A 22,377-nucleotide genomic window follows, 5' to 3' on the forward strand; every position below is an offset into this window, starting at 1 on the left:
CCGCCTTCCGCGTCCTGCGCGCCCGGTACCCGTAACCCGGCGCGGAGCCGTAACCCTCCGTGAAAAGGGCCGGGGGCGGGGCCCGCACGGCCCCGCCCCCGATTCCCGGACGTCATGTCGTCGTTACCGGCCATTCAGACGCGCTTGCGACGCTCACGCAATGAAGCGCTCCGTGTCCGGCCTTCCCAAGGGGAGGCTGCCCTCCCCCGCGGCCCGTCCCGGCGCGGCCCGTCCCGACGCGCCCGAGCCGCCTCCCGCGCGGAAGAATGGGGTCATGAGCCAGCAGCCCGCAGAGGTCCCGGTCCAGCCCTCCGCCACGCCGTCGTCCCCGCCCGCCGCACCCCCGCTCGGTTCCATGGCCGCGCACCGCCCCCGGACGGCCGGCGAGGCCGTCGCGAACGGCCCCGACTCCGGCACGGACGCGGGGCCCCACGCCTACCAGGACGACGCCCCCCTGGGCGACGAGCTGCCGCAGGGCCGCTTCCTCGACCGGGAGCGCAGCTGGCTCGCGTTCAACGAACGCGTCCTCGAACTCGCCGAGGACCCCACGACCCCCCTCCTCGAACGGGCGAACTTCCTCGCGATCTTCGCCTCGAACCTGGACGAGTTCTTCATGGTCCGGGTCGCCGGCCTCAAGCGCCGCATCGCCACCGGCGTCGCCACCCGCTCCGCCTCCGGCCTCCAGCCCCGCGAGGTGCTCGACCTCATCTGGACCCGTTCGCGCGAGCTCATGGCCCGGCACGCCGCCTGCTACCAGCAGGACGTGGCCCCGGCCCTGGCCGACGAGGGCATCCACCTGATCCGCTGGCCCGAACTCACCGAGAAGGAACAGGCCCGGCTGTTCACCCTGTTCCGCCAGCAGATCTTCCCCGTCCTCACCCCGCTGGCCGTGGACCCCGCGCACCCCTTCCCGTACATCTCGGGACTCTCGCTCAACCTCGCCGTCGTCGTGCGCAACCCGGTCAGCGGCCACCGCCACTTCGCGCGCGTGAAGGTCCCCCCGCTGCTCTCCCGCTTCCTGGAGGCGTCCCCGCAGCGGTACGTCCCCCTGGAGGACGTCATAGCCGCGCACCTGGAAGAGCTGTTCCCCGGCATGGAGGTGCTGGCGCACCACATGTTCCGGGTGACCAGGAACGAGGACCTGGAGGTCGAGGAGGACGACGCCGAGAACCTCCTCCAGGCCCTGGAGAAGGAGCTGATGCGGCGGCGCTTCGGGCCCCCCGTCCGCCTGGAGGTCGAGGAGTCCATCGACCCGTACGTCCTCGACCTGCTCGTCCGCGAACTGAAGGTCTCCGACGCCGAGGTCTACCCGCTGCCCGGCCTCCTCGACCTGACCGGACTCTTCAGGATCGCCGGACAGGACCGGCCCGAGCTGAAGTACCCGACGTTCGTCGCCGGCACCCACCGCGACCTCGCCGAGGTCGAGTCCGCGTCCGCGCCCGACGTCTTCGCCGCGCTGCGCGAGCGGGACGTGCTCCTGCACCACCCGTACGACTCCTTCTCCACCTCCGTCCAGGCGTTCCTGGAGCAGGCGGCGGCCGACCCGGACGTCCTGGCGATCAAGCAGACGCTGTACCGGACCTCCGGCGACTCCCCGATAGTGGACGCCCTCATCGACGCCGCCGAGTCCGGCAAGCAGGTCCTCGTCCTCGTCGAGATCAAGGCCCGCTTCGACGAGCAGGCCAACATCAAGTGGGCGCGCAAGCTGGAGGAGGCCGGCTGCCACGTCGTCTACGGCCTCGTCGGCCTCAAGACCCACTGCAAGCTCTCCCTGGTGGTCCGTCAGGAGGGCGAACTCCTGCGCCGGTACTCGCACGTCGGCACCGGCAACTACCACCCCAAGACGGCCCGGCTCTACGAGGACCTCGGCCTGCTCACCGCCGACCCGCAGGTCGGCGCGGACCTCTCCGACCTGTTCAACCGGCTCTCCGGCTATTCCCGCCGCGAGACCTACCGGCGGCTGCTGACCGCCCCCAAGTCGCTGCGGGACGGGCTGGTCTCCCGGATCACCAAGGAGATCGCCCACCACCGCTCCGGACGGCCCGCGTACGTGCGGATCAAGGTGAACTCGATGGTGGACGAGGCGGTCATCGACGCCTGCTACCGGGCCTCGCGGGCCGGCGTCCCCGTCGACATCTGGGTCCGCGGCATCTGCGCCGTGCGCCCCGGGGTCCCCGGCCTCTCCGAGAACATCCGGGTCCGCTCGGTCCTCGGCCGCTTCCTGGAGCACTCCCGGGTCTTCGCCTTCTGCAACGGCGGCGAGCCCGAAGTCTGGTTCGGCAGCGCCGACATGATGCACCGCAACCTGGACCGCCGGATCGAGGCCCTGGTCCGGGTCTCCGACCCGGCGCACCGGGCGGCCCTCATCCGGTTCCTGGAGACCGGCATGTCCGACACCACCTCCTCCTGGCACCTCGGCCCGGACGGCAACTGGACGCGGCACGCGACCGACCCCGAGGGCCGGCCCCTGCGGCACGTCCAGGAGATGCTCATCGACGCGCGGAGGCGCAGGCGTGCACAACCCTGACCACACGCAGGACGTCACGGCGGGCGAGGTCCTGACCCCGTACCTCCACGCCCGCGCCGCGGACTTCCTCCGCGGCCTGCGCCTGCACGGCGAGAGCGGCTCCGACACGGCCGGGGCGGAGGAGGCGGCCCGGGCGCTGCGGGCCGCCGCCCGCCGGATCGGCGCCACCCTCCACACCTTCCGGCCGCTGCTCGACGCCGCCTGGGCCGACCAGCTCCGCACCGAGCTGGCCTGGCTCTCCGGGACCCTGGCCGTGGAGCAGGCGTGCACCTCCCGGCTGGTCAGGCTGGTGGACGCGCTGTCCCGCCTGTCGAACGCCCCGGGCGGCGGGCCCGTCCCCGCCGCCCGGGGCGGCGAACCGGCCGGGCTCTCGGTGGGCGCGGCCCGCGCCGGGGCCCTGCTCGAACGCCAGCTCACCCTGGCCCGTACGCGCGCCCACTCGACGGCCCTCCAGGCGCTCGGCTCCTCCCGCTTCCACGCGGTCGCGGACGCCGTCGCCCTCCTCGCCTCCGAGGTGCCGCTCGGGCCCGCCGCCGCCGCGCCCGCCGCCGAGGTCCTGGACGCCTCCGCCGGGGTCGCCGAACGGCGCCTCCTGGACGCGGTCGCCGCCCTCCCGCTGCACCGGGCGGCCCACCCGTACAACGCCGAGGCCCTCGCCCTCGCCGCCGGCGAGTCCCAGGACGCGCCCTGGCACCACACCCGGCTCCTGCTCCGCCTCCACCGGTACGCCGCCGAGGCCCTGCGCACGGGCGGCGAACCGGACCCCGTCCTGTACGAGGCGGCCCGCGCCCTGGACCGGCACCGGGACGCCGCCGAGGCCGCGACGGCCGCCGCCACCGCCGCCCGCACGCCCCGCATCGCCCCGGCGACGGCCTACGCGCTCGGCGTCCTCCACGCCGACCAGCGCCACGAGGTGGAGGCCTCGCGCTTCGCCTTCCAGCGCGCCTGGCGCAGAACGGCCGCCGCGGTCACCTGACCGGCGGGGCCAGGTCCCGGGCCCCGGTGGCGGACCCGCGCCCCGGGGCCACCGGCGTTTCCCGGCCAACGGCCCAGGAGGACCACTGTCCGGCCCCGGGCCGGGCCCCGGCCCGGGAACCCGCCGTCCCCGGCCGTCCGGACCCGCGGTCCCGCCCGGCGCCGCCCGCCCGGAGCCCCGCACCCGGGCTTACGGCACGGTTCACTTCCCGTTCACCCTTCCCCGCAGGCCACGTCACCTGTTCTGCCTAATTTCGGCCTTACGAGGTGCTCGGCGCAGAGTGAAGCACCCGCCCAACCGACACACGCCGCCACAGAACGTTCGGGACACACGGTCCGCGACAGGGCGGCTTCTGGAAGGAACACCCGAAAGTGAAGCTTTCGCGCAAGAACGGGCTTCGCGCCTCCGCGATCGGTGCCCTCGTCGTCTCCGGCGCCCTGGTCCTCTCGGCGTGTGGCTCGGACAACAACACGGAGACCCCGGCCAAGGGCGACGGCGCCAAGTCCTCCGCCTCGGCCGCCGCGTCGAGCATCGCCTGCGAAGGCGCCAAGGGCCAGCTCCTCGCCGCCGGCTCCTCCGCCCAGAAGGGCGCGATGGACCTGTGGGTCAAGAACTTCCAGGCCGCCTGCTCCGGTGTCGAGATCAACTACCAGGGCATCGGCTCCGGCGGCGGCATCACCAAGTTCAACCAGGGCCAGGTCGCCCTCGCGGGCTCCGACTCCGCCCTGAAGGACGAAGAGGTCGCCGAGTCCCAGAAGATCTGCAAGGGCGGCAAGGGCGTCAACCTGCCCATGGTCGGCGGCCCCATCGCCATCGGCTACAAGCTGGAGGGCGTGGACAACCTCGTCCTGGACGCCTCCACCATCGCCAAGATCTTCGACAACAAGATCACCAAGTGGAACGACCCGGCGATCGCCAGGCTGAACCCGGGCGCCAAGCTCCCCGACTCCACCATCCAGGCGTTCCACCGCTCGGACGAGTCGGGCACCACCCAGAACCTCGGCAAGTACCTCTCGACCGCCGCCCCGGCCGACTGGAAGCACGACCCGAAGACGAAGTCGTGGCCCGCCCAGGGCGGCCAGGCCGCCAACGGCTCCTCCGGCCTCGCCGCCGCCGTCAAGGACGCCGAGGGCTCCATCGGCTACTTCGAGCTCTCCTTCGCCTCCGCCAGCAAGATCTCCACGGTCAGCATCGCCACCGGCGCCTCCGCCCCGGTCGCCGCCACCACGGAGAACGCCTCCAAGGCCATCGCCGCCGCCAAGGTCAAGGGCACCGGCAACGACGTCGCCCTCTCCCTCGACTACGCGACGAAGGCCGAGGGCGCCTACCCGCTGGTCCTGGTCACCTACGAGATCGCCTGCGACAAGGGCAACAAGGCGGAGACCCTGCCGACCCTGAAGGCGTTCCTGAACTACGCGATCAGCGAGGAGGGCCAGAAGGTCCTCACCGACGCCGACTACGCCCCGATGCCGGCCGAGATCGCCGCCAAGGTCCGCGCGATCGTCCCCACCCTGTCCTGATCCCGGCCGGGTCCGGTCCTCCCGCCCCGGAGGACCGGACCCGGCATCCGGTGCACCGCCGCCAGGAGCCGGTACGTCCGTACCGGCCCCGCAGACCGGAGAAGCAGATGGCCACCACCACACCAGAGCTCAAGAGGAGCCGGGACGCCAAGGGCGCCACCCGCCCCGGGGACCGCATCTTCAGCGGTCTCTCCCGAGGCTCCGGCATCACCCTCCTCGTCGTCATGGCCGCGATCGCGGTCTTCCTCAGCTACCGCGCCGTCCTCGCCGTCTCGAAGGACAGCACGAACTTCTTCACCACCTTCGAGTGGAACCCGGCCGGCAACCCGCCGGTCTTCGGCATCGCCGTCCTCGCCTTCGGCACCCTCGTCTCGTCGGTCGTCGCGATGGTCATCGCCGTGCCGGTCGCGATCGGCATCGCCCTGTTCATCTCGCACTACGCCCCGCGCCGGCTGGCCAAGCCGCTCGCGTACGTCGTCGACCTGCTCGCCGCCGTGCCCAGCATCATCTACGGCCTCTGGGGCGCGATCTTCCTCGTCCCGTACCTGGCCGGCCTCAACAAGTGGCTCGACCAGTACCTCGGCTGGACGTACGTCTTCGACAAGTCCCAGGACGGCGTCGCCCGCAACCTCTTCACCGTGGGCATCCTCCTGGCGATCATGATCCTCCCGATCATCACCAACGTGACCCGCGAGGTCTTCCTCCAGGTCCCGAAGATGCACGAGGAGGCCGCCCTCGCCCTCGGCGCCACGCGCTGGGAGGTCATCCGCATGTCGGTGCTGCCCTTCGGCCGCTCCGGCATCATCTCCGCCTCCATGCTGGGCCTCGGCCGCGCGCTCGGCGAGACCATGGCCGTCGCCGTGGTCCTCTCCCCCAGCTTCCTCGTCTCGGGCCACCTGCTCGACCCGGGCGGCGGCACCTTCGCCCAGAACATCGCCGCCAAGTTCAACGAGGCCGACGAGTACGGCCGGGACGCCCTCATCGCGTCCGGTCTCGTCCTCTTCGCCATCACCCTGCTCGTCAACGGCGCGGCCCGCTGGATCATCGGCCGCCGCAAGGAGTACTCGGGGGCAGCGGCATGAGCCACGCCATTCAGGAACGCCCGCTCGCGGTGGTCCCGCGCAGCGGATCCCTCTCCCACGCCCGGCTGCCCCGCTGGACCCCGGCGGCCGTCGCCGCCGGCTCGGTCGTCGGCGGGATCGGCATCGGCCTCGCCGCCGGCTGGCACAGCAAGATCCAGTGGGGCCTGGTCTCCGCCCTGCTCTTCGTCCTCGTGACCTACGCCCTGACCACCAAGGTCGAGGGCGGCCGCCAGGCCAAGGACCGCGTCGCCACCAGCCTCGTCTGGGTCTGCTTCGTCCTCGCCGTCGTCCCGCTGCTCTCCCTCGCCTGGGTCACGATCAGCAAGGGCGCCGCCGTCCTCGACGGCTACTTCCTCAGCCACTCGATGAACGGCGTCCTCGACGCCGAGGCCGGCGGCGGCGTCTACCACGCGCTGCTCGGCACCGTCGAGCAGGTCGGCATCGCGACCCTGATCGCCGCCCCGATCGGCCTCCTGACCGCGGTCTACCTCGTGGAGTACGGCGGCGGGAAGCTCGCCCAGGCCGTCACCTTCTTCGTGGACGTCATGACGGGCATCCCGTCGATCGTCGCGGGACTCTTCGTCCTCGCCACCTGGAACCTGATGCTGGGCTTCGGCCCCTCCGGCTTCGCCGGCGCGATGGCCCTCGCCATCCTGATGGTGCCGGTCGTGGTCCGCTCCACCGAGGAGATGCTCAAGCTCGTCCCGAACGAGCTGCGCGAGGCGTCCCTCGCCCTCGGCATCCCCAAGTGGCGCACGATCCTGAAGGTGGTCCTGCCCACCGCGATCGGCGGCATCACCACGGGCGTCATGCTCGCGGTCGCCCGCATCACCGGCGAGACGGCCCCCGTCCTGCTCCTCGTGTTCGGCACGAAGCTCATCAACCCGAACCCCTTCGAAGGCGCCCAGTCCTCCCTGCCGCTCTACGTGTACGAGCAGTACTCGGTCGGCACCGACGCCGCCGTGGCCCGCGCCTGGGGCGCCGCGCTCGTCCTGATCGCCTTCGTCATGATCCTCAACCTGGTGGCCCGCGGCATCGCCCGCTGGAAGGCCCCGAAGACCGCCCGCTGACCAGCGGCAATTGGAAGTGATTCACATGGCCAAGCGCATCGACGTCAGCGGCCTCTCCGCCTACTACGGCGCCCACAAGGCGATCGACGACATCTCGATGACCGTCGAGCCCCGCTCCGTGACGGCCTTCATCGGCCCGTCCGGCTGCGGCAAGTCCACCTTCCTGCGCACCCTGAACCGCATGCACGAGGTCACCCCCGGCGGCCGCGTCGAGGGCAAGGTGCTGCTGGACGACGAGAACCTGTACGGGGCGAACGTCGACCCGGTCGCCGTGCGCCGCACGGTCGGCATGGTCTTCCAGCGCCCGAACCCCTTCCCCACCATGTCGATCTTCGACAACGTGGCGGCGGGCCTGCGCCTCAACGGCAGCTACAAGAAGTCCGAGCTGAGCGACGTCGTCGAGAAGTCCCTCAAGGGCGCCAACCTCTGGAACGAGGTCAAGGACCGCCTCAACAAGCCGGGCTCCGGCCTCTCCGGCGGCCAGCAGCAGCGCCTGTGCATCGCCCGCGCCATCGCGGTCGAGCCCGACGTCCTGCTGATGGACGAGCCCTGCTCGGCCCTCGACCCGATCTCGACCCTCGCGATCGAGGACCTGATCGGCGAGCTGAAGGAGCGCTTCACGATCGTCATCGTGACGCACAACATGCAGCAGGCCGCCCGCGTCTCGGACCGCACGGCCTTCTTCAACCTGGCGGCCGTCGGCCAGCCCGGCAAGCTGATCGAGCTGGACGACACCGAGCGCATCTTCTCCAACCCGAGCGTCCAGGCGACCGAGGACTACATCTCCGGCCGCTTCGGATAACCCAGACCCCACGCGGTTCCGCCGCGTGGCCGTCCTGCGGTGCTGCATGGCGGTGCCACCGCACGACGAAGGGCCCGGCTCCCCGCGAGGGGAACCGGGCCCTTTTCCGTACGGCCGTCCGTCAGCCGAAGACCAGCTGCACCACGTAGTAGCTCACCGCGGCGACCAGCGCCGCCGCCGGCATCGTGATGAACCAGCCGAGGATGATGTTCTTGGCGACGCCCCACCGGACCGCGTTGACGCGCTTGGTCGCGCCCACGCCCATGATCGCGGAGGTGATGACGTGCGTGGTCGAGATCGGCGCGTGGAACAGGAACGCCGAACCGAACATGATCGACGCGCCCGTGGTCTCCGCCGCGAAGCCCTGCGGCGGGTCCAGTTCGATGATCTTCCGGCCGAGCGTCCGCATGATGCGCCAGCCGCCCGCGTACGTGCCGAGGGAGAGCATCATGGCGCAGGCGATCTTCACCCACACCGGGATGTCGTCGCCGGCGTCCTGCACGTCGGCGATGACCAGGGCCATCACCACGATGCCCATCGTCTTCTGCGCGTCCTGCAGGCCGTGGCCGAGCGCCATGCCGGCCGCCGACACCGTCTGCGCGATGCGGAAGCCGCGCTTGGCCTTGTGCGGGTTGGACTTGCGGAACAGCCAGAGGATCACGCACATGACCAGGTAGCCCGCGATCAGGCCGATCACCGGCGAGACGAACATCGGGATGACGACCTTGTCGAGCACGCCTCCCCAGATCACCTCGGTGCCGCCGGCCAGGGCCGCGCCCACCATGCCGCCGAAGAGGGCGTGCGAGGAGGAGGACGGCAGGCCGAAGTACCAGGTGACCAGGTTCCAGATGATCGCGCCGACGAGGGCGGCGAAGAGGATCCCCATCCCCTTGTCGCCGGTCGGGGTCGCGATGAGCCCCTCGCTGACGGTCTTGGCGACCCCGCTGCCCATGAAGGCGCCCGCGAGGTTCATCACCGCCGCCATCGCGAGCGCCGCCCGGGGGGTCAGCGCCCGGGTCGACACCGAGGTGGCGATGGCGTTGGCGGAGTCGTGAAACCCGTTCGTGTACGTGAATCCGAGCGCGACACCGATGGTCACGATCAGGGCGAAGGTGTCCACGAAGCCTCAGGACTCCTTGACCGCGATGGTCTCCACCGTGTTCGCCACGTGCTCGAAGGCGTCGGCCGCCTCCTCCAGCACATCCACGATCTGCTTGAGCTTCAGCACCTCGATGGCGTCGTACTTGCCGTTGAAGAGCTGGGCGAGCAGCTTGCGGTGGATCTGGTCCGCCTGGTTCTCCAGCCGGTTGACCTCGATCCAGTACTCGGTGAGGTTGGACATCGTCCGCAGGTTCGGCATGGCCTCGGCGGTCAGTTCCGCCGCCCGGGCCAGGACCTCGATCTGCTGCTCGACGCCCTTGGGGAGCTCCTCGACGTTGTAGAGGACGACCAGGTCGACGGCCTCCTCCATGAAGTCCATGATGTCGTCGAGCGACGAGGCGAGGGAGTAGATGTCCTCGCGGTCGAACGGCGTGATGAAGGAGGAGTTCAGCTGGTGGAAGATCGCGTGGGTGGCGTCGTCACCGGCGTGTTCCGCTGCCCGCATCCGCTCCGCGATCTCGGCCCGGGCGGAATGTTCCGCTCCGAGCAGTTCCATCAGGAGTTTCGAGCCCGTGACGATGTTGTCCGCGGACGCGGCGAACATGTCGTAGAAGCTCGTCTCCCTGGGGGTCAGACGAAATCGCACGTGAGGTCCTCGGGGTGCTGGGTTGGGTCAGGCTGATGCTAGGCGCATCATCCGGCCACGGCTAACCGGCGTCCTCTCAGTGTCGCCCATCAGGCACAGTGAACCGCACGGACCCCCGCCCGGTGCGGCGAGGATCGGTACCATATACCCGCGAGGGGTATGCACCCCCTCTCCGGATCCCCGGACGACGGCAGCACAACGGGAGGACGCGATGACGACGACCGAGACGGACCAGGTCACCCCCGAGGCCGCCGGGACGGCCGACCACGGGCACGGCGTGCACGGCTACCACCACCAGAAGGACGAACACCTCAAGCGCCTGCGCCGGATCGAGGGCCAGATCCGGGGTCTCCAGCGGATGGTGGACGAGGACGTCTACTGCATCGACATACTCACGCAGGTCTCCGCCTCCACGAAGGCGCTCCAGTCCTTCGCGCTCCAGCTCCTGGAGGAGCACCTGCGGCACTGCGTCGCGGACGCGGCGGCCAGGGGCGGCGACGACATCGACGCCAAGGTCGAGGAGGCCACGAAGGCCATCGCCCGCATGCTGCGCACCTGAGCGGTCCGGGAGGGCCCCCGCGCACGGCACGGCACCGGGCTCTCCCGTACGGGTCCTCCCGTACGTCTCCTCCCGTACGGGTCCCCGCGCCCGGGGGCCTTCGTTCAGCGGGCGCCGTCGCGGGCGGTCCGCTTCCCCGCCGCCACCCTCAGCACCTCGTCTATCCGGTCGGCGCTGAGCCGCTCCCCGTCGGCGGCCGAGGCGGCGATGATGAGTTCGCCGCAGAGTTCTATCTCGGCGAGGGCGATGTACTCCGTGTCCGTGGGCACGGTCGCTGTACCGGGCGGGGCCACGCGCATCCACCTCTTCCTGCCGGCGTCGGTCTCCCAGCGGTCCCCCAGCGTAGGGACGGCGGCACGCACCGCGCATGACACGTCCGGACCATTTGCCGATGGTCCGCACCACCACCGGCGGGGTCAGGCCTCGATCTTCCCGTCGTAGAGGTCCCGGCGGTCCGGCAGCGTGACCTCCACGGGCGCCCCGAAGCCGTACAGCAGGGTCGTCGACGCGACCGCGACCGTCCGGCCCCGGTTGCTGAAGCTGAACTGGTGGCGCACCTTCCGCAGCCGCCCCTCCCCGTCCAGGTACGCGTCGAACGGCACCGCGTCGTCGGAGAACCCTTTCGCCGCCGCGGCCAGCGCCCCGCGCAGCTGCGGCGAGGCGGCGCGGGCCGCGCGCGCGATGTCCGCGACCCCCCGGTAGTGGCCGACCTTCACCCCCGCCAGCTCGATCTCGCCGAGGTACGTCACCTCCCGGACGCCCCGCAGCAGCTCCGCCGCGGCGGCCGGATCGGTGGCGCCGCCGGTGACGAGGTTCCCGTCGTCCAGGGCGGTGGTGTCGACGCGGACCCACTTGCCGGCGGGCACCCCGGCCCCCCGGTTCTTCATGTAGAGGGTGCCGGGGGTGAGGAGCTCGGTGATCGGCCGGTGCCCGCTCGACCCGGCCGGGTCCTTCGGCAGCACCACCTGGAGGCGGCCGGCGCGGCGCCGGAAGTCGTAGCCGCCCTCGCCCCGGATGGTCACCCGGGTGCCGCCCGCGGCCATCTCCAGGGCGGTGCTGGCCTTGGCCGTGCCGGCCCGGGTCAGCGCGTCGGCGGCGTTCCGCACGGCGAGCGCCGGGTCGGCCGCGGGACCGGGCGCCCGGGAGGCGGTGCACCCGGCGACGGCCAGGGTCCCGGCGAGGGAGCCGGCCAGGACGGCGACGGCGAACGTCCCGCTCCCGCGCCCGTGCGGACGCCCGTACCGCTGCTTCACCATCGCCTGCCAACCCCTGCCTCGTCGCTGTCGGCCCGTGCTCCGCCCTTCCCCGGCCCCGGGGACGTCCGATCCGGATAACGACGGCTCCGGCGAGCCGTCACGCGCAGTACGGTGGACGCGTGCACGCGGACGCCTCCCCCCACACGGTCACGACGACGGAGCGCGGTTCGTTCGCGCTGGCCCGGTGCGACTGCGGCTGGGCCGGTCCGGCCCGCAGGTCGAGGGACCGGGCGCGGACGGACGCGGCGGAACACGTCCGTACGGCGACGGGCGGAGAGGGCCCGGACCGAAGCCCGTCGGACTGAGAACCGCCGGGCGGTGCGTACGCGTCGGGAGGCGACGGCCCGTCAGGCTCCCCGCCGGGGACGCGGAGCGACGCGTGCCCGCCGGCCGTGGACGGGCCGCCGGTCGTGAGCACCCGTCAGCAGGGGGCGCCCGCCGCCCTTCAGGCCGCGAGGCCGTTCCGTCCCGCGCCCGGGGCCGGGCCGCCGACGCGGGGCTCGGGGATGCCGACCGCCTCCGGGTGCCGGACCGCGTCGGCCCGCCGGGAGCGGACGAGGCGGGTCCCCCGGCCCGAACGGGCGACGGCGGAGACGACGGGGGTCAGCACGGCGAGCGCGAGCGGGGCGAGGAGCAGCGCCACCGCCGTGCCCAGGGCGAAGCCGCCGATCACGTCGGTCGGGTAGTGGACGCCCATGTAGACCCGGGCGAAGCCCTCCAGCAGGGCGAGACCGATCGCGGCGAGCCCGAACCTGCGGTGGGCGACGAAGAGGCCGACGCCGAGCGCCATCGCCAGGGTGGCGTGGTCGCTGACGAAGGAGAAGTCGGTCTTCCCGGCCACGAGGACGTCGAGGCCCTGATGGTCCCTGAAGGGGCGGGGACGCTCGACGAAGCCCCGGATGGGGATGTTGACCAGGAGGGCGATGCCCGCGGCCAGCGGCGCCCAGACGATGCCGGCGACGGCCGAGACGGAGTCCCCGAACGCGCCGCGCCGGCGGACGTTCCACCAGCACCAGAGCACGACGAGCACCATCGCGAGCACGATCCCGTACTCGCCGGCGAACTCCATGACGCGGTCGAACCACGGCGGAGCGGCCTTGGCCAGTCCGTTGATGTCGTAGAGCAGACCGACATCGGGGTTCGAGCCGTCCGATGCGAGTACAGCCATCTGCCTCGGCCCCTTGCTCTCGTGTCTGTGGTTTCCAACCCCCGTGGTCAGAGCGGTCGGATCAGGGAACGAACCGCCTGAGGCGCACGTTCCGTTCTCTCCGGTGGATCATGACGACGTTACCCAAGAGTGACGGTCCGCCGCAGCTCAGGGCCTACGCATGACGGAGAGTTCCGGCCATGTCCCGTACGCCCGAAGAGCGGCCCCCCGCCGTCACGTCCGCGCGGAGGGCGTGGGCAGCGCCGCCGCACCCTCCGCGGTGACCCGGGTGGCGCCGAAGTAGTCCGGGGTGTCGATCCGGTCGAAGCGGATCACCGCCCCGGTGCGCGGGGCGTCGATCATGTAGCCGCCGCCCACGTAGATGCCGACGTGCCGGATGGCCCGGGAGTCGGTCAGGTCGTCCGAGAAGAAGACCAGGTCTCCGGGGAGCAGTTCCTCCCGCGAGGGGTGCGGACCGGCGTTGTACTGGTCGTTGGCCACGCGCGGGAGCGGGATGCCGACGCTCTCGTACGCGGCCTGGGTGAGCCCGGAGCAGTCGAACCGGCCATTCTGCGCGGCCGTTCCCGTACCGCCCCAGAGGTAGGGCGTGCCGAGCTTCTGCTGCGCGTAGTGGATGGCCCCGGCGGCCAGCCGGGACGGTTCGACGCGGCCCAGGGGCCGGGCGAAGCTCTTCTCCAGCGAGCGGATGATGCGCACGTAGTTCTGCGTCTCGCTGATGGGCGGCACCCCGCCGTGCCGGATCACCCGGTACGCGCCCGCGTTGTACGCCGCGAGCATGTTGCTCGCCGGGTCCCCGGGCACGTCCTTCACGTAGCCGGCGAGTTCGCAGTCGTACGAGGCGGCCGACGGGATGGCGTCCTTCGGGTCCCAGATGTCCCGGTCCCCGTCCCCGTCCCCGTCGATGCCGTGACCGGCCCAGGTGCCGGGGATGAACTGGGCGATGCCCCGGGCGTCGGCCGAGGATACGGCCCTCGGGTTCCAGCCGCTCTCCTGGTAGAGCTGCGCGGCGAGCAGGGCCGGGTTGATGGCGGGGCAGAGGTTCCCCCACTTCTGCACCAGCCCCTGGTAGAGGGCGGGCACGGCCCCCTTGGCGAGACCCACGGTGCCGTTCTTCCCACTGCCCGCGCCGGCCGCGAGCCCCGTGGCGGCGGAGTACGTACCGACCACCAGCAGGGCGAGGAAACCGAGACAGACCCCGACGGCCCCGCCGGCCACCAGCCATGCCCTGCCAGCCCTGCGCACCGTCAACCACCCCTCGGTTCATGGCAGTACGTCCCGCGCCAGTCTAGGCGAGCGAAAGACGCCCAAGAGTGGAACAACGACAATCATTGCCCGGAGTCACCCTCCGTGATACACAGAGTGACCATACGCTTCTTCACACGAAAACCGGCCGTACCGGCGCAGGTCAAGGCCGTCGGACCGGTCAGATGTGCGGGGATCGGGTAAAGAGAGCACCCAAGCCGTCACACATGGGCGGTTTCATCAGCGAAGATAGAGCGATGACCCGTGCCGCCCGGGAGGGGCGGCCAACAACCCATACAGGGGCGGTGAGTTACATGTACCTGGCGGCTGAAAAGGGCGACATCACCACCATTATCGGTGGAATCGCCCCCAACTGGGGGCCCTTCGGGAGCCTGGGCAACGAGGCCAAGGTGATGATCGAGGTCGTGATGGCCGTGGCCATCCTGCTCTGCCTGGGCATCGCCATCTGGGGAGCGGCCAAGCAGCGCATCGGCGCGACCGCCCTCCGCGACACGTTCAGCGCGGAACAGGGCAAGGGGCTGATCGTCGCCGGTCTGACCGGCGTCTTCATCATCGGCTCGCTGGGGACGCTCTTCACCATCGTCTACGGGATGGCCGTCTGACCCGCCGTCGGACCGGACCCCCTGAGATTGACCGACCTGATGCCCAGTCCTGTTGAAGCACGGCCGTACCCGCGAACGAATGAGGGGGCGTACCCGGCATGAGTCCCGGCGACGAGCACGACGGCTTCGGCGGCACGGGCGGCACGGGCCAGACCCGGACCCGCCTGCCCGAGGGCAACAGCGGCGACTTCCACGGAAACCGCCGGCCCGCGCGCGGCACCCGCTCCCTCCTCACGGTCGTGGGCGTGGTGGTCCTCCTCGTCGGAGCCATCGCCCTCGCCAACCGCGGCGGCGGCACCCCGTCGAAGCCGGGCGCCACCGGTGCCCCGGGCGGCCCGGCCCCCACCGCGGCGACCGGCGTCCGCCCCGTCACGGGCGGCAACGGCACCGTCCCCACGGGGTACGCCCACGACGAGCAGGGGGCGCAGAGCGCGGCGACGAACTACGCGGTGGCGCTGGGTTCGACCGACATGTTCCAGGACGGCCCCCGCGAGGCCGTCGTGCGCGCCACCCACGCCCCCGCCGTCGTGGAGAACCTGCTGAAGCTCCTGGACGCCTCCTACTCGGCCGACTTCATGAGCAGCGTCGGACTCGACGCGAACGGCACCGCCCCCAGCGGCCTGACCTTCGTGTCGCGCACCGTCCCGATCGGCGCGAAGGTCCGGGACTACAAGGGCACTTCCGCCACCGTCGACGTCTGGTGCACCGGCCTGGTCGGCCTGGCCGGCCCCGGCTCCACCAAGCCCGTCACGTCCACCTGGTTCACCCTCACGCAGAAGCTGGTCTGGGTCGGGGGCGACTGGCGCGTCGCCTCGTCCACCCAGGCAGAGGGCCCGACTCCGGTCAACGGGGACAACCGCGCGTCCATCGCCGACGAGATCGCCGCGGCCGTCGAAGGGTACGGAGGGTTCACCTATGCGCGCTGAGGTCTTTCGTCCGGCTCGGTCCGGACCGGACAGCGGAAACCGGTGCCACGCACCGCGGGACAAGGAAACGGCGATCGGCGACAACACGGCGAACCGCGGTTCCGGCCACGGAGGGTCCGGCCCCGTACGTCCGCGAGGCCGTGGTCGCCGCGCGACAGCCACGCTCACCGCCGCGGTCCTCGCCGCGCCGTTCCTGCTCTCCTCCTACGCCCAGGCGGCTCCCACCCCGACTCCGCCGGTCCCGACGCCGTCCCCGAGCCCCACGGACAACGGCTGCGGTCTCATCCTCGGCCAGGCCCGTGAGCTCTGCGAGAGGGGCCGCCCCGGCGGGGCCGACAAGGCCCCCACCACCGACCTGACCCCCGCCCTCGACCCCCTCTCCTCCCTCGCCCGCGGCTTCGCCGACGCCGCCACCGCCACCCTCGACTACCTCTCCAAGGCCGTCAAAGAGACCGCCGACGTGGACTTCACCAACCCGGAGTTCCTCGGCCGCTACGCCATCGTCTTCGCCGCCTCCACCGTCCTCACCCTCCTCCTCTGGCTCCTCGCCGTCGCCAAGCGGGCCGTCCGGGGCGTCCCCCTCACCACCGCCCTCTCCGAGGCCATCGGCTTCCTCTGGCTGACGGTCCTCGCCTCCGCCTTCACCCCCCTGATCCTCTACACCGTCGTCAACGCCACCGACGCCGTCACCGAGGTCATCGCCTCCGGCACCGGCCAGCAGACCGACGTCTTCTTCGGCAGCTTCCGACAGGCCCTCCAGAAGGGCGACAGCATCGGCGGCGGCCCGATCATGCTGATCATCGTGTCCCTGGTGACCGTGATCGCCGCCGGCGTGCTCTACCTGGAGCTGTTCCTCCGCGCCGTCATGCTGTACGTCGGCGCGCTCCTCGGCGTCGTCGTCTACTCCGGCCTCGTCGACAAGAACATGTGGGGCCACGTCCGCCGCTGGGCCGGCATCATGATCGCGATCATCCTGGTCAAACCGGTCATCGTCATCGTCCTCGGACTCGCCGGCGCCCTCTCCTCCGGCACCGGGCCCGACTCCTTCTCCGCCGTCGTCTCCGGCCTCGCGATCATCCTGCTCGCCATCTTCGCCTCCGCCGCGATCTACCGCTTCGTCCCCGGCTTCGGCGACGAGATCGCCGCCTCCCGCAACAACCGCCTCCACCGCGCCGGCGAGAACACCGCCGCCGCCGTCATCTCCTCCCCCGCCTCCCTCGTCTCCCAGGGCATCAAGACCCACAGCTCCCGCGGCGACGGCGGCGGCTCCTCCCAGCCCCCCCGCCCCGCCAACCCGCTCTCCGGCGGCATGGCCGCCCACGGCAGCCGGGGCGGGAGCGGCGGCGCGACGCCCCCGCCCGCCCCCCGCAGCAGCAGTCCCACCGCGGGAACCCCGCACAGCAACCGCAAGAACTCTGGAGGTGCAGGGCGTTGACGACCCAGTCCCAGCCGGTCACGCCCCGCCGCACGTATCTCATCGGCCGCGCCCGGCCGAACGCGATCGTCGGCAAGAACCGCGAGACCGGCGAGATCGCCCTCATCATCGTCGGCGCCTTCCTCGGCATGATGAGCGGACTCCTCGTCCCCCTCCTCCCCCTGCGGATCGCGCTCCTCGCCGGCCTGCCCATGCTCGCGATCGCCGCCGTGTACCTCCCGTACCGGCAGCGCACGTTCTACAAGTGGTTCGAGATCAACCGCAGCTACAAGCGCATGCTCAAGCGCGGCACCGCCTACCGCTCCGTCGCCGCCGAGGCCGGCACCCGCCTCGACGGCCGCGAGGTCGAGGTCGGCCCGCCCCCCGGCATCGGCCGCGTCGGCTGGCTCGCCGCCCCCTTCGGCCCCGACGAGATCGCCGTCCTCCTCCACGCCGACCGCCGCACCGTCACCGCCGCCATCGAGATCGAGGGCCCCGGCGTCGGCCTGCGCGACAGCGAGGACCAGGAGGCCCTGGTCGACCGCTTCGGCACCCTCCTCAAGCACGTCGCCAACGGCGACGGCTTCGTCACCCGCATCCAGATGCTCGCCCGCACCCTCCCCGCCGACCCCGACGCCCACGCCAAGGACGTCGCCCAGCGCGGCGACCCGCACGCGCCCGGATGGCTCCAGGACTCCTACGAGCAGCTCCAGTCCATGGTCTCCACCTCCAGCGAGCAGCACCGCGCCTACCTCGTCGCCTGCATGCACTACACCCGCGAACTGGCCGCCGAGGCCAACGCCATGGCCCGCGCCGCCCGCCACGCCACCGGCGCCCGCCGCCTCGACCGCGACGCCGGCCTCGCCGTCGTCATGGCCCGCGAACTCACCGACATCTGCGCCCGCCTCGCCGAGGCCGACATCCGCGTCCGCCAGCCCCTCGGCCAGTCCCGGCTCGCCTCCCTGGTCCACTCCATGTACGACCCGGACCACCCCATCGACCACATCCAGGCCATGTCGAAGAGGAACGCCTGGCCCGCCGAGCTGGACGCGATGGAACCGACGTACCTCCAGGCCAAGACCCGCGAGTCCTCCACCCGCGCCCCCTGGTGCCACGCCACCGCCTGGATCAAGGAGTGGCCGATGACCCCCGTCGGCGTCAACTTCCTCGCCCCGCTCCTCGTCCACACCCCCGACGTCATCCGCACGGTCGCCGTCACCATGGACCTGGAACCCACCGAGGTCGCCATCGAGCGCATGCTCACCGAGAAGACCAACGACGAGGCCGACGCCAGCCGCGCCGCCAAGATGAACCGCACGGTCGACCCGCGCGACATCGCCGCCCACGGCCGGCTCGACCAGCGGGGTGAAGATCTCGCCAGCGGCGCTGCCGGGGTGAACCTCGTCGGGTACATCACCGTGTCGTCGCGTTCCCCCGAGGCCCTGGCCCGGGACAAGCGCACGATCAGGGCCTCCGCCGGCAAGTCGTACCTGAAACTGGAGTGGTGCGACCGCGAGCACCACCGGGCCTTTGTGAACACCTTGCCGTTCGCGACCGGCATCCGACGCTGAGGCCGAAGGGGCACCGACCCATGCGAGATCCGCTGTCCGTCCTCACCGAGGCGTTCACCTCCTTCCTCTTCGGGAAGGTGGAGACGACCCGCCTGCCCGTCCGCACCTCCACCGGACAGGCCCAGGCCGTCTACCTCCCGACCGCCGCCCCCGGGCTCGGCGACTCCGGCGTCATCATCGGCCGCGAGGTCTACAGCGGGAAGGGCTACATCTACGACCCCTTCCAGCTGTACGGGCAGCAGCTCCCCGCCCCCCACTGGCTGGTCCTCGGCGAGTCCGGCAACGGCAAGTCGGCCCTGGAGAAGACGTACGTCCTGCGCCAGCTCCGCTTCCGCGACCGGCAGGTCGTCGTCCTCGACGCCCAGGGCGAGGACGGCGTCGGCGAATGGAACCTCATCGCCCAGGAGCTGGGGATAACCCCCATCCGCCTGGACCCGATGGTCGCCAACGACGCCGGGATCCGCCTCAACCCGCTCGACCCCTCGATCACCACCACGGGCCAGCTCGCGCTGCTCCGCACGATCATCGAGGTGGCGATGGGCCACGGCCTCGACGAACGCTCCGGCTTCGCCCTCAAGGTCGCCCACGCCCACGTCACCGACCACGTCACCGGCCGCCAGCCGATCCTCACCGACATCGTGGAGCGCCTGCGCCACCCCGAGGCGGAATCGGCGGAGGCCATGAACGTCGACATAGACGACGTACGGGCCTGGGGCCTGGACGTCGCCCTCGTCCTGGACCGCCTGGTCGACGGCGACCTGCGCGGCATGTTCGACGGCCCGACGACCGTCGGCATCGACCTCGACGCGCCCCTGATCGTCTTCGACCTCTCCCACATCGACCGCAACTCCATCGCCATGCCGATCCTCATGGCCATCGTCGGCGTCTGGCTGGAACACACCTGGATCCGCCCCGACCGGAAGAAGCGCATCTTCCTGGTCGAGGAGGCGTGGCACATCATCAACAGCCCGTTCGTGGCCCAGCTGTTCCAGCGCCTGCTGAAGTTCGGTCGCCGCCTCGGCCTGTCCTTCGTCGCCGTCGTCCACCACCTCTCCGACGTCGTGGACGGAGCGGCCGCCAAGGAGGCGGCGGCGATCCTCAAGATGGCCTCGACCAGGACGATCTACGCCCAGAAGGCCGACGAGGCCCGCAACACGGGCCGGGTCCTCGGCCTGCCCCGGTGGGCGGTCGAGATCATCCCGACCCTCACCCCCGGCATCGCGGTCTGGGACGTCAACGGCAACGTGCAGGTGGTCAAACACCTCATCACCGAGAAGGAACGCCCCCTCGTCTACACCGACCGCGCCATGACCGAGTCCTCGGCGTCCTCGGCGGTCGACCCGGAGCTGGAGTGGGAGACGGAACAGCGGGCGGTCCTCGCCGAGCGGCAGATGAACGGTTCCTCGCAGTCGACGGTGGCGTAGGTGGCGTAGATGGACACGGCACGGAAGGGGGGAGGGATCTCGGACGGGCTGCTGCTCAGCCTGTTCGCCCTCCTCCTCTGTCTCACGTTCCTGGTGTGGACGGCGACCGGCCTGGCGGCCCTGTTCGCCCACGGGTCCTGGCCGGACGGCGTCGCCTTCACGGGCACGCCCCCGGCCCTGCGCTCCCTGGCGACGGCCCCCACGGACCTCCCCGCCGCCTGGCCGGACGCCCCGCCGGACCGGCTGTCGGGGTACGGCCTCTTCTGGGGCCTCCTGATCGGCGAGGCGATGGTCCTCGCGGTCCTCGCGGTCTTCGTCCTGGGCACCCTGGCCCGCTGGCGCGCGGTCCGCGCCCACCGGAGGGCGGGCACGTACGGTACGCCGGCGGGAGACGCCCGGCGCCCCGTACGGGAGGTCCACGAGCCCGTACGGGACGAACTCCCGCCGCCCGTACGCCCCCGCGCCCCGTCGGACCCCGCCCTCGTCCCGTACGGCCCCCCGGGGCCCGACGGCCCGTACGGGCCGGGCGACGGCACCGAGCACGCCAGGGAACCCGCGCCCGCACCCCGGGGACCCGTACGGGAGACCCCGAAGTCCCCGCTCCACCACCCCGAGCCGGGAATCCCCCCGCGCCCCCGGCCGGCCCCTCCCGCCGAGGCCGTCCCCGCCGGCGTCCCCCTCGGCGCACCCGCCGAGACCGCACCCGGTGACACCGCGCCCGGCACCGTCTTCGGCCCGCCCGGCGTCCGCCGCCCCGCGACGGTCCGGGCGGTGCGCGACGCCGACGGCCCGGTCCTCGTCGTCACCTCGGACCCGGCCGTCTGGTCGGACACCAAGGACGCGCGCGGCAAGCTCGGCCCGGTCCTCGTCTACGACCCCGGGCACCTCTGCGACACCCCCGCCCGCCTCCACTGGTCACCCGCCGAGGGGTGCGAGGACCCGGAGACCGCCCAGGCCCGCGCCGCCGCCCTGCTGGCCCCGGTGCGCCCCCACTCCCGCCTGGACGCGACGACCGCCGAGACCGCCGAGACGCTCCTGCGCTGCTGGCTGCACGCCGCCGCCGTCGACGGCCGCCCCTTCCGGCAGGTGCACCGCTGGGCACAGGGCTCCGACGCCACCGAACCCGTACGGGTCCTCCGCGGCCACCCCCGGGCCGCCTCCGGGCTGGCCGGACTCCTCGAATCCGCCCTCACCGCCCACCCCGAGAGCCGCCGCCTGGCACAGGAGCTGACGGCCCGCGCGTTCTCGGCGCTCTCCACGGTCCACATCAGGGAGGCGTGCACCCCGAACCGAACGGATTCGCTGGCGCTGGCATCTTTCCTCCCCGAAGGGGGAACGCTCTACGTGGTGGGTGAATCCATCGAGGACCCCCGCACCCGCCCCGGCGCGATGCCGCTCCTGACGGCCCTCGCCGCAAACGTGGTCGAGCACGGCCGCCGCATGGCCGCACGGTCATCCGACGGTCGGCTCGACCCACCACTCACCCTCGTGCTGGACGACGTGGCCGCCGTCGCCCCCCTGCCCGCACTGCCGGCCCTCCTGGCCGACGGCCACTCCCGGGGCCTGCCCACCCTGGCCCTGATGCGCTCCCGGGAACAGGCGAGGACCCGCTGGCCGAACGACTCACTGGTCTCCGGGGCCTGACGGCGCCTCACCCGCCGCTCGGGTCCCCCGGCCGCCTCAGCTCGTACTCCACCTCCACCGCCGTGTCGCTCCCCGGCACCGCCACCCGCTCGCCCGTCGCCGTGAACCCGAACCGCCGGTAGAAGGCCGCCGCCCGCGCGTTCTCCTCGTGCACGTACAGCCGCACCCGCTCCACCACCGGATCCGTCAGCGCCCAGGACCACTCCACACCCGCCCGGAACAGCGCGTCGATCACCCCCGTCCCGCGCGCCTCGGGGCGCACGTACACCCCCACGACGTGCGTCTGGTCGACCTTCGCCGGCTCGCCGAACCGCACCTCGTCCGAGGGCCGTTCCACGAGCAGCGTGATCGTGCCCGCCCAGGAGCGGTCCGGCCCCTCGGCGACGAACTGCCGCACCGTCCCGTCGCCGCTCCCGGACGACGCCTCCGCACGCTCCCGCCAGAAGGAGTCGGGCCGCTCGACGGCGGCCCCGTACGTGTCGAGGAACGCCAGGTGCGCGACCGGGTCCCGGAGGGCGGCGAGACGGATCTCGCGGGCCTTCTCCCACTCGTCGGCGCGGATGTCACGTATCAGGTGGTCCATGGCCCGATCCTGACGACGGACACACCCTCCTGACAAGGCATTTCCCGGATGCCGTGCCCCCGCGTCGTACCCCGGTACAAGGTGACCGGGCTCAGAACGCAAAAATGCCTCAACCCCCGGACATGGTCCGGGGGTTGAGGCCAAAAATTGTTCGGCGGTGTCCTACTCTCCCACAGGGTCCCCCCTGCAGTACCATCGGCGCTGAAAGGCTTAGCTTCCGGGTTCGGAATGTAACCGGGCGTT

The 22,377-nt window shown here is 71.9% G+C and carries 20 protein-coding genes and 1 rRNA gene; 13 read left to right on the forward strand and 8 right to left on the reverse strand.

Translation table 11 applies throughout. The features are described from left to right. The first annotated feature begins 274 nt into the window (after positions 1-274). The 6 genes from ACFYZY_RS02285 to pstB all read left to right on the forward strand — a co-directional run bounded on the left by ACFYZY_RS02285 (position 275) and on the right by pstB (position 7,977). Positions 275-2,527, forward strand: a complete 2,253-nt coding sequence (locus ACFYZY_RS02285; protein WP_388688733.1) for an RNA degradosome polyphosphate kinase — start codon at positions 275-277, stop codon at positions 2,525-2,527. Beyond that, positions 2,514-3,503 (forward strand): CHAD domain-containing protein, encoded by a 990-nt coding sequence (locus ACFYZY_RS02290; RefSeq protein WP_388688734.1) that lies wholly within the window; start codon positions 2,514-2,516, stop codon positions 3,501-3,503. Before ACFYZY_RS02285 ends, ACFYZY_RS02290 begins: the two co-directional genes overlap by 14 nt. A 371-nt stretch (positions 3,504-3,874) precedes the next feature. Next, positions 3,875-5,023, forward strand: a complete 1,149-nt coding sequence (gene pstS, locus ACFYZY_RS02295; RefSeq protein ID WP_388688736.1) for a phosphate ABC transporter substrate-binding protein PstS — start codon at positions 3,875-3,877, stop codon at positions 5,021-5,023. 107 nt (positions 5,024-5,130) lie between these two features. Next, positions 5,131-6,105, forward strand: a complete 975-nt coding sequence (gene pstC / locus ACFYZY_RS02300) for a phosphate ABC transporter permease subunit PstC (protein ID WP_388688738.1) — start codon at positions 5,131-5,133, stop codon at positions 6,103-6,105. Then, positions 6,102-7,175, forward strand: a complete 1,074-nt coding sequence (gene pstA / locus ACFYZY_RS02305; protein ID WP_388688739.1) for a phosphate ABC transporter permease PstA — start codon at positions 6,102-6,104, stop codon at positions 7,173-7,175. Before pstC ends, pstA begins: the two co-directional genes overlap by 4 nt. 25 nt (positions 7,176-7,200) lie before the next feature. Next, positions 7,201-7,977 (forward strand): phosphate ABC transporter ATP-binding protein PstB, encoded by a 777-nt coding sequence (gene pstB / locus ACFYZY_RS02310; RefSeq protein ID WP_388688741.1) that lies wholly within the window; start codon positions 7,201-7,203, stop codon positions 7,975-7,977. 121 nt (positions 7,978-8,098) lie between these two features. Here the strand turns inward: pstB and ACFYZY_RS02315 are convergent, their stop codons facing one another. Next, positions 8,099-9,097 (reverse strand): anion permease, encoded by a 999-nt coding sequence (locus ACFYZY_RS02315; protein WP_388688743.1) that lies wholly within the window; start codon positions 9,095-9,097, stop codon positions 8,099-8,101. A gap of 6 nt (positions 9,098-9,103) precedes the next feature. Continuing rightward, the gene (locus ACFYZY_RS02320) at positions 9,104-9,724 is read right to left on the reverse strand and encodes a DUF47 domain-containing protein (RefSeq protein WP_388688745.1); all 621 of its coding nucleotides are present in this window, start codon (positions 9,722-9,724) and stop codon (positions 9,104-9,106) included. 211 nt (positions 9,725-9,935) lie between these two features. On the opposite strand from ACFYZY_RS02320, the gene ACFYZY_RS02325 reads away from it, so the two are divergent. Next, a complete protein-coding gene (locus ACFYZY_RS02325) occupies positions 9,936-10,283 on the forward strand; it encodes a metal-sensitive transcriptional regulator (RefSeq protein ID WP_388688747.1) in 348 nt (115 codons plus the stop codon). Between the two features lie 104 nt (positions 10,284-10,387). Here ACFYZY_RS02325 and ACFYZY_RS02330 read toward each other — a convergent pair whose 3' ends face one another. The 4 genes from ACFYZY_RS02330 to ACFYZY_RS02345 form a co-directional block, all read right to left on the reverse strand. Further along, positions 10,388-10,582, reverse strand: coding sequence for a hypothetical protein (locus tag ACFYZY_RS02330; RefSeq protein ID WP_388688749.1), 195 nt, complete (start codon positions 10,580-10,582; stop codon positions 10,388-10,390). A gap of 117 nt (positions 10,583-10,699) precedes the next feature. Continuing rightward, the gene (locus ACFYZY_RS02335) at positions 10,700-11,539 is read right to left on the reverse strand and encodes a hypothetical protein (RefSeq protein WP_388688750.1); all 840 of its coding nucleotides are present in this window, start codon (positions 11,537-11,539) and stop codon (positions 10,700-10,702) included. A 445-nt stretch (positions 11,540-11,984) separates the two neighbouring features. Beyond that, positions 11,985-12,707 carry a phosphatase PAP2 family protein gene (locus ACFYZY_RS02340; protein WP_388688752.1) on the reverse strand — a complete coding sequence of 241 codons (723 nt, stop codon included), beginning with the start codon at positions 12,705-12,707 and terminating at the stop codon, positions 11,985-11,987. Between the two features lie 213 nt (positions 12,708-12,920). Beyond that, on the reverse strand, positions 12,921-13,955 hold the full coding sequence (locus ACFYZY_RS02345; RefSeq protein WP_388688753.1) for an NlpC/P60 family protein: 1,035 nt from the start codon (positions 13,953-13,955) through the stop codon (positions 12,921-12,923). A gap of 308 nt (positions 13,956-14,263) precedes the next feature. Here ACFYZY_RS02345 and ACFYZY_RS02350 point away from each other — a divergent pair, with 308 nt between their 5' ends. From ACFYZY_RS02350 to ACFYZY_RS02375, 6 genes are all read left to right on the forward strand, one after another. Then, complete coding sequence (locus tag ACFYZY_RS02350; RefSeq protein WP_024757447.1) at positions 14,264-14,572, forward strand: hypothetical protein; 309 nt, start codon at positions 14,264-14,266, stop codon at positions 14,570-14,572. Positions 14,573-14,670: 98 nt separating this feature from the next. Next, positions 14,671-15,498: a hypothetical protein gene (locus ACFYZY_RS02355; RefSeq protein WP_388688754.1), complete on the forward strand. Its 828-nt coding sequence runs from the start codon at positions 14,671-14,673 to the stop codon at positions 15,496-15,498. Continuing rightward, on the forward strand, positions 15,488-16,933 hold the full coding sequence (locus ACFYZY_RS02360) for a hypothetical protein (RefSeq protein ID WP_388688755.1): 1,446 nt from the start codon (positions 15,488-15,490) through the stop codon (positions 16,931-16,933). Before ACFYZY_RS02355 ends, ACFYZY_RS02360 begins: the two co-directional genes overlap by 11 nt. After that, complete coding sequence (locus ACFYZY_RS02365; RefSeq protein ID WP_388688756.1) at positions 16,930-18,483, forward strand: SCO6880 family protein; 1,554 nt, start codon at positions 16,930-16,932, stop codon at positions 18,481-18,483. Before ACFYZY_RS02360 ends, ACFYZY_RS02365 begins: the two co-directional genes overlap by 4 nt. 20 nt (positions 18,484-18,503) lie before the next feature. Continuing rightward, a complete protein-coding gene (locus tag ACFYZY_RS02370; protein WP_388688758.1) occupies positions 18,504-19,907 on the forward strand; it encodes an ATP-binding protein in 1,404 nt (467 codons plus the stop codon). Positions 19,908-19,916: 9 nt separating this feature from the next. Beyond that, complete coding sequence (locus ACFYZY_RS02375; RefSeq protein ID WP_388688759.1) at positions 19,917-21,551, forward strand: type VI secretion protein; 1,635 nt, start codon at positions 19,917-19,919, stop codon at positions 21,549-21,551. A 7-nt stretch (positions 21,552-21,558) separates the two neighbouring features. On the opposite strand, the gene ACFYZY_RS02380 is transcribed toward ACFYZY_RS02375, so the two are convergent. Beyond that, positions 21,559-22,134 (reverse strand): GNAT family N-acetyltransferase, encoded by a 576-nt coding sequence (locus ACFYZY_RS02380; protein ID WP_388688760.1) that lies wholly within the window; start codon positions 22,132-22,134, stop codon positions 21,559-21,561. Between the two features lie 149 nt (positions 22,135-22,283). Further along, positions 22,284-22,377, reverse strand: a 5S ribosomal RNA gene (gene rrf / locus ACFYZY_RS02385); the annotation flags it as partial.

Source organism: Streptomyces sp. NPDC001744 (genome assembly GCF_042892575.1).
GTDB lineage: Bacteria > Actinomycetota > Actinomycetes > Streptomycetales > Streptomycetaceae > Streptomyces.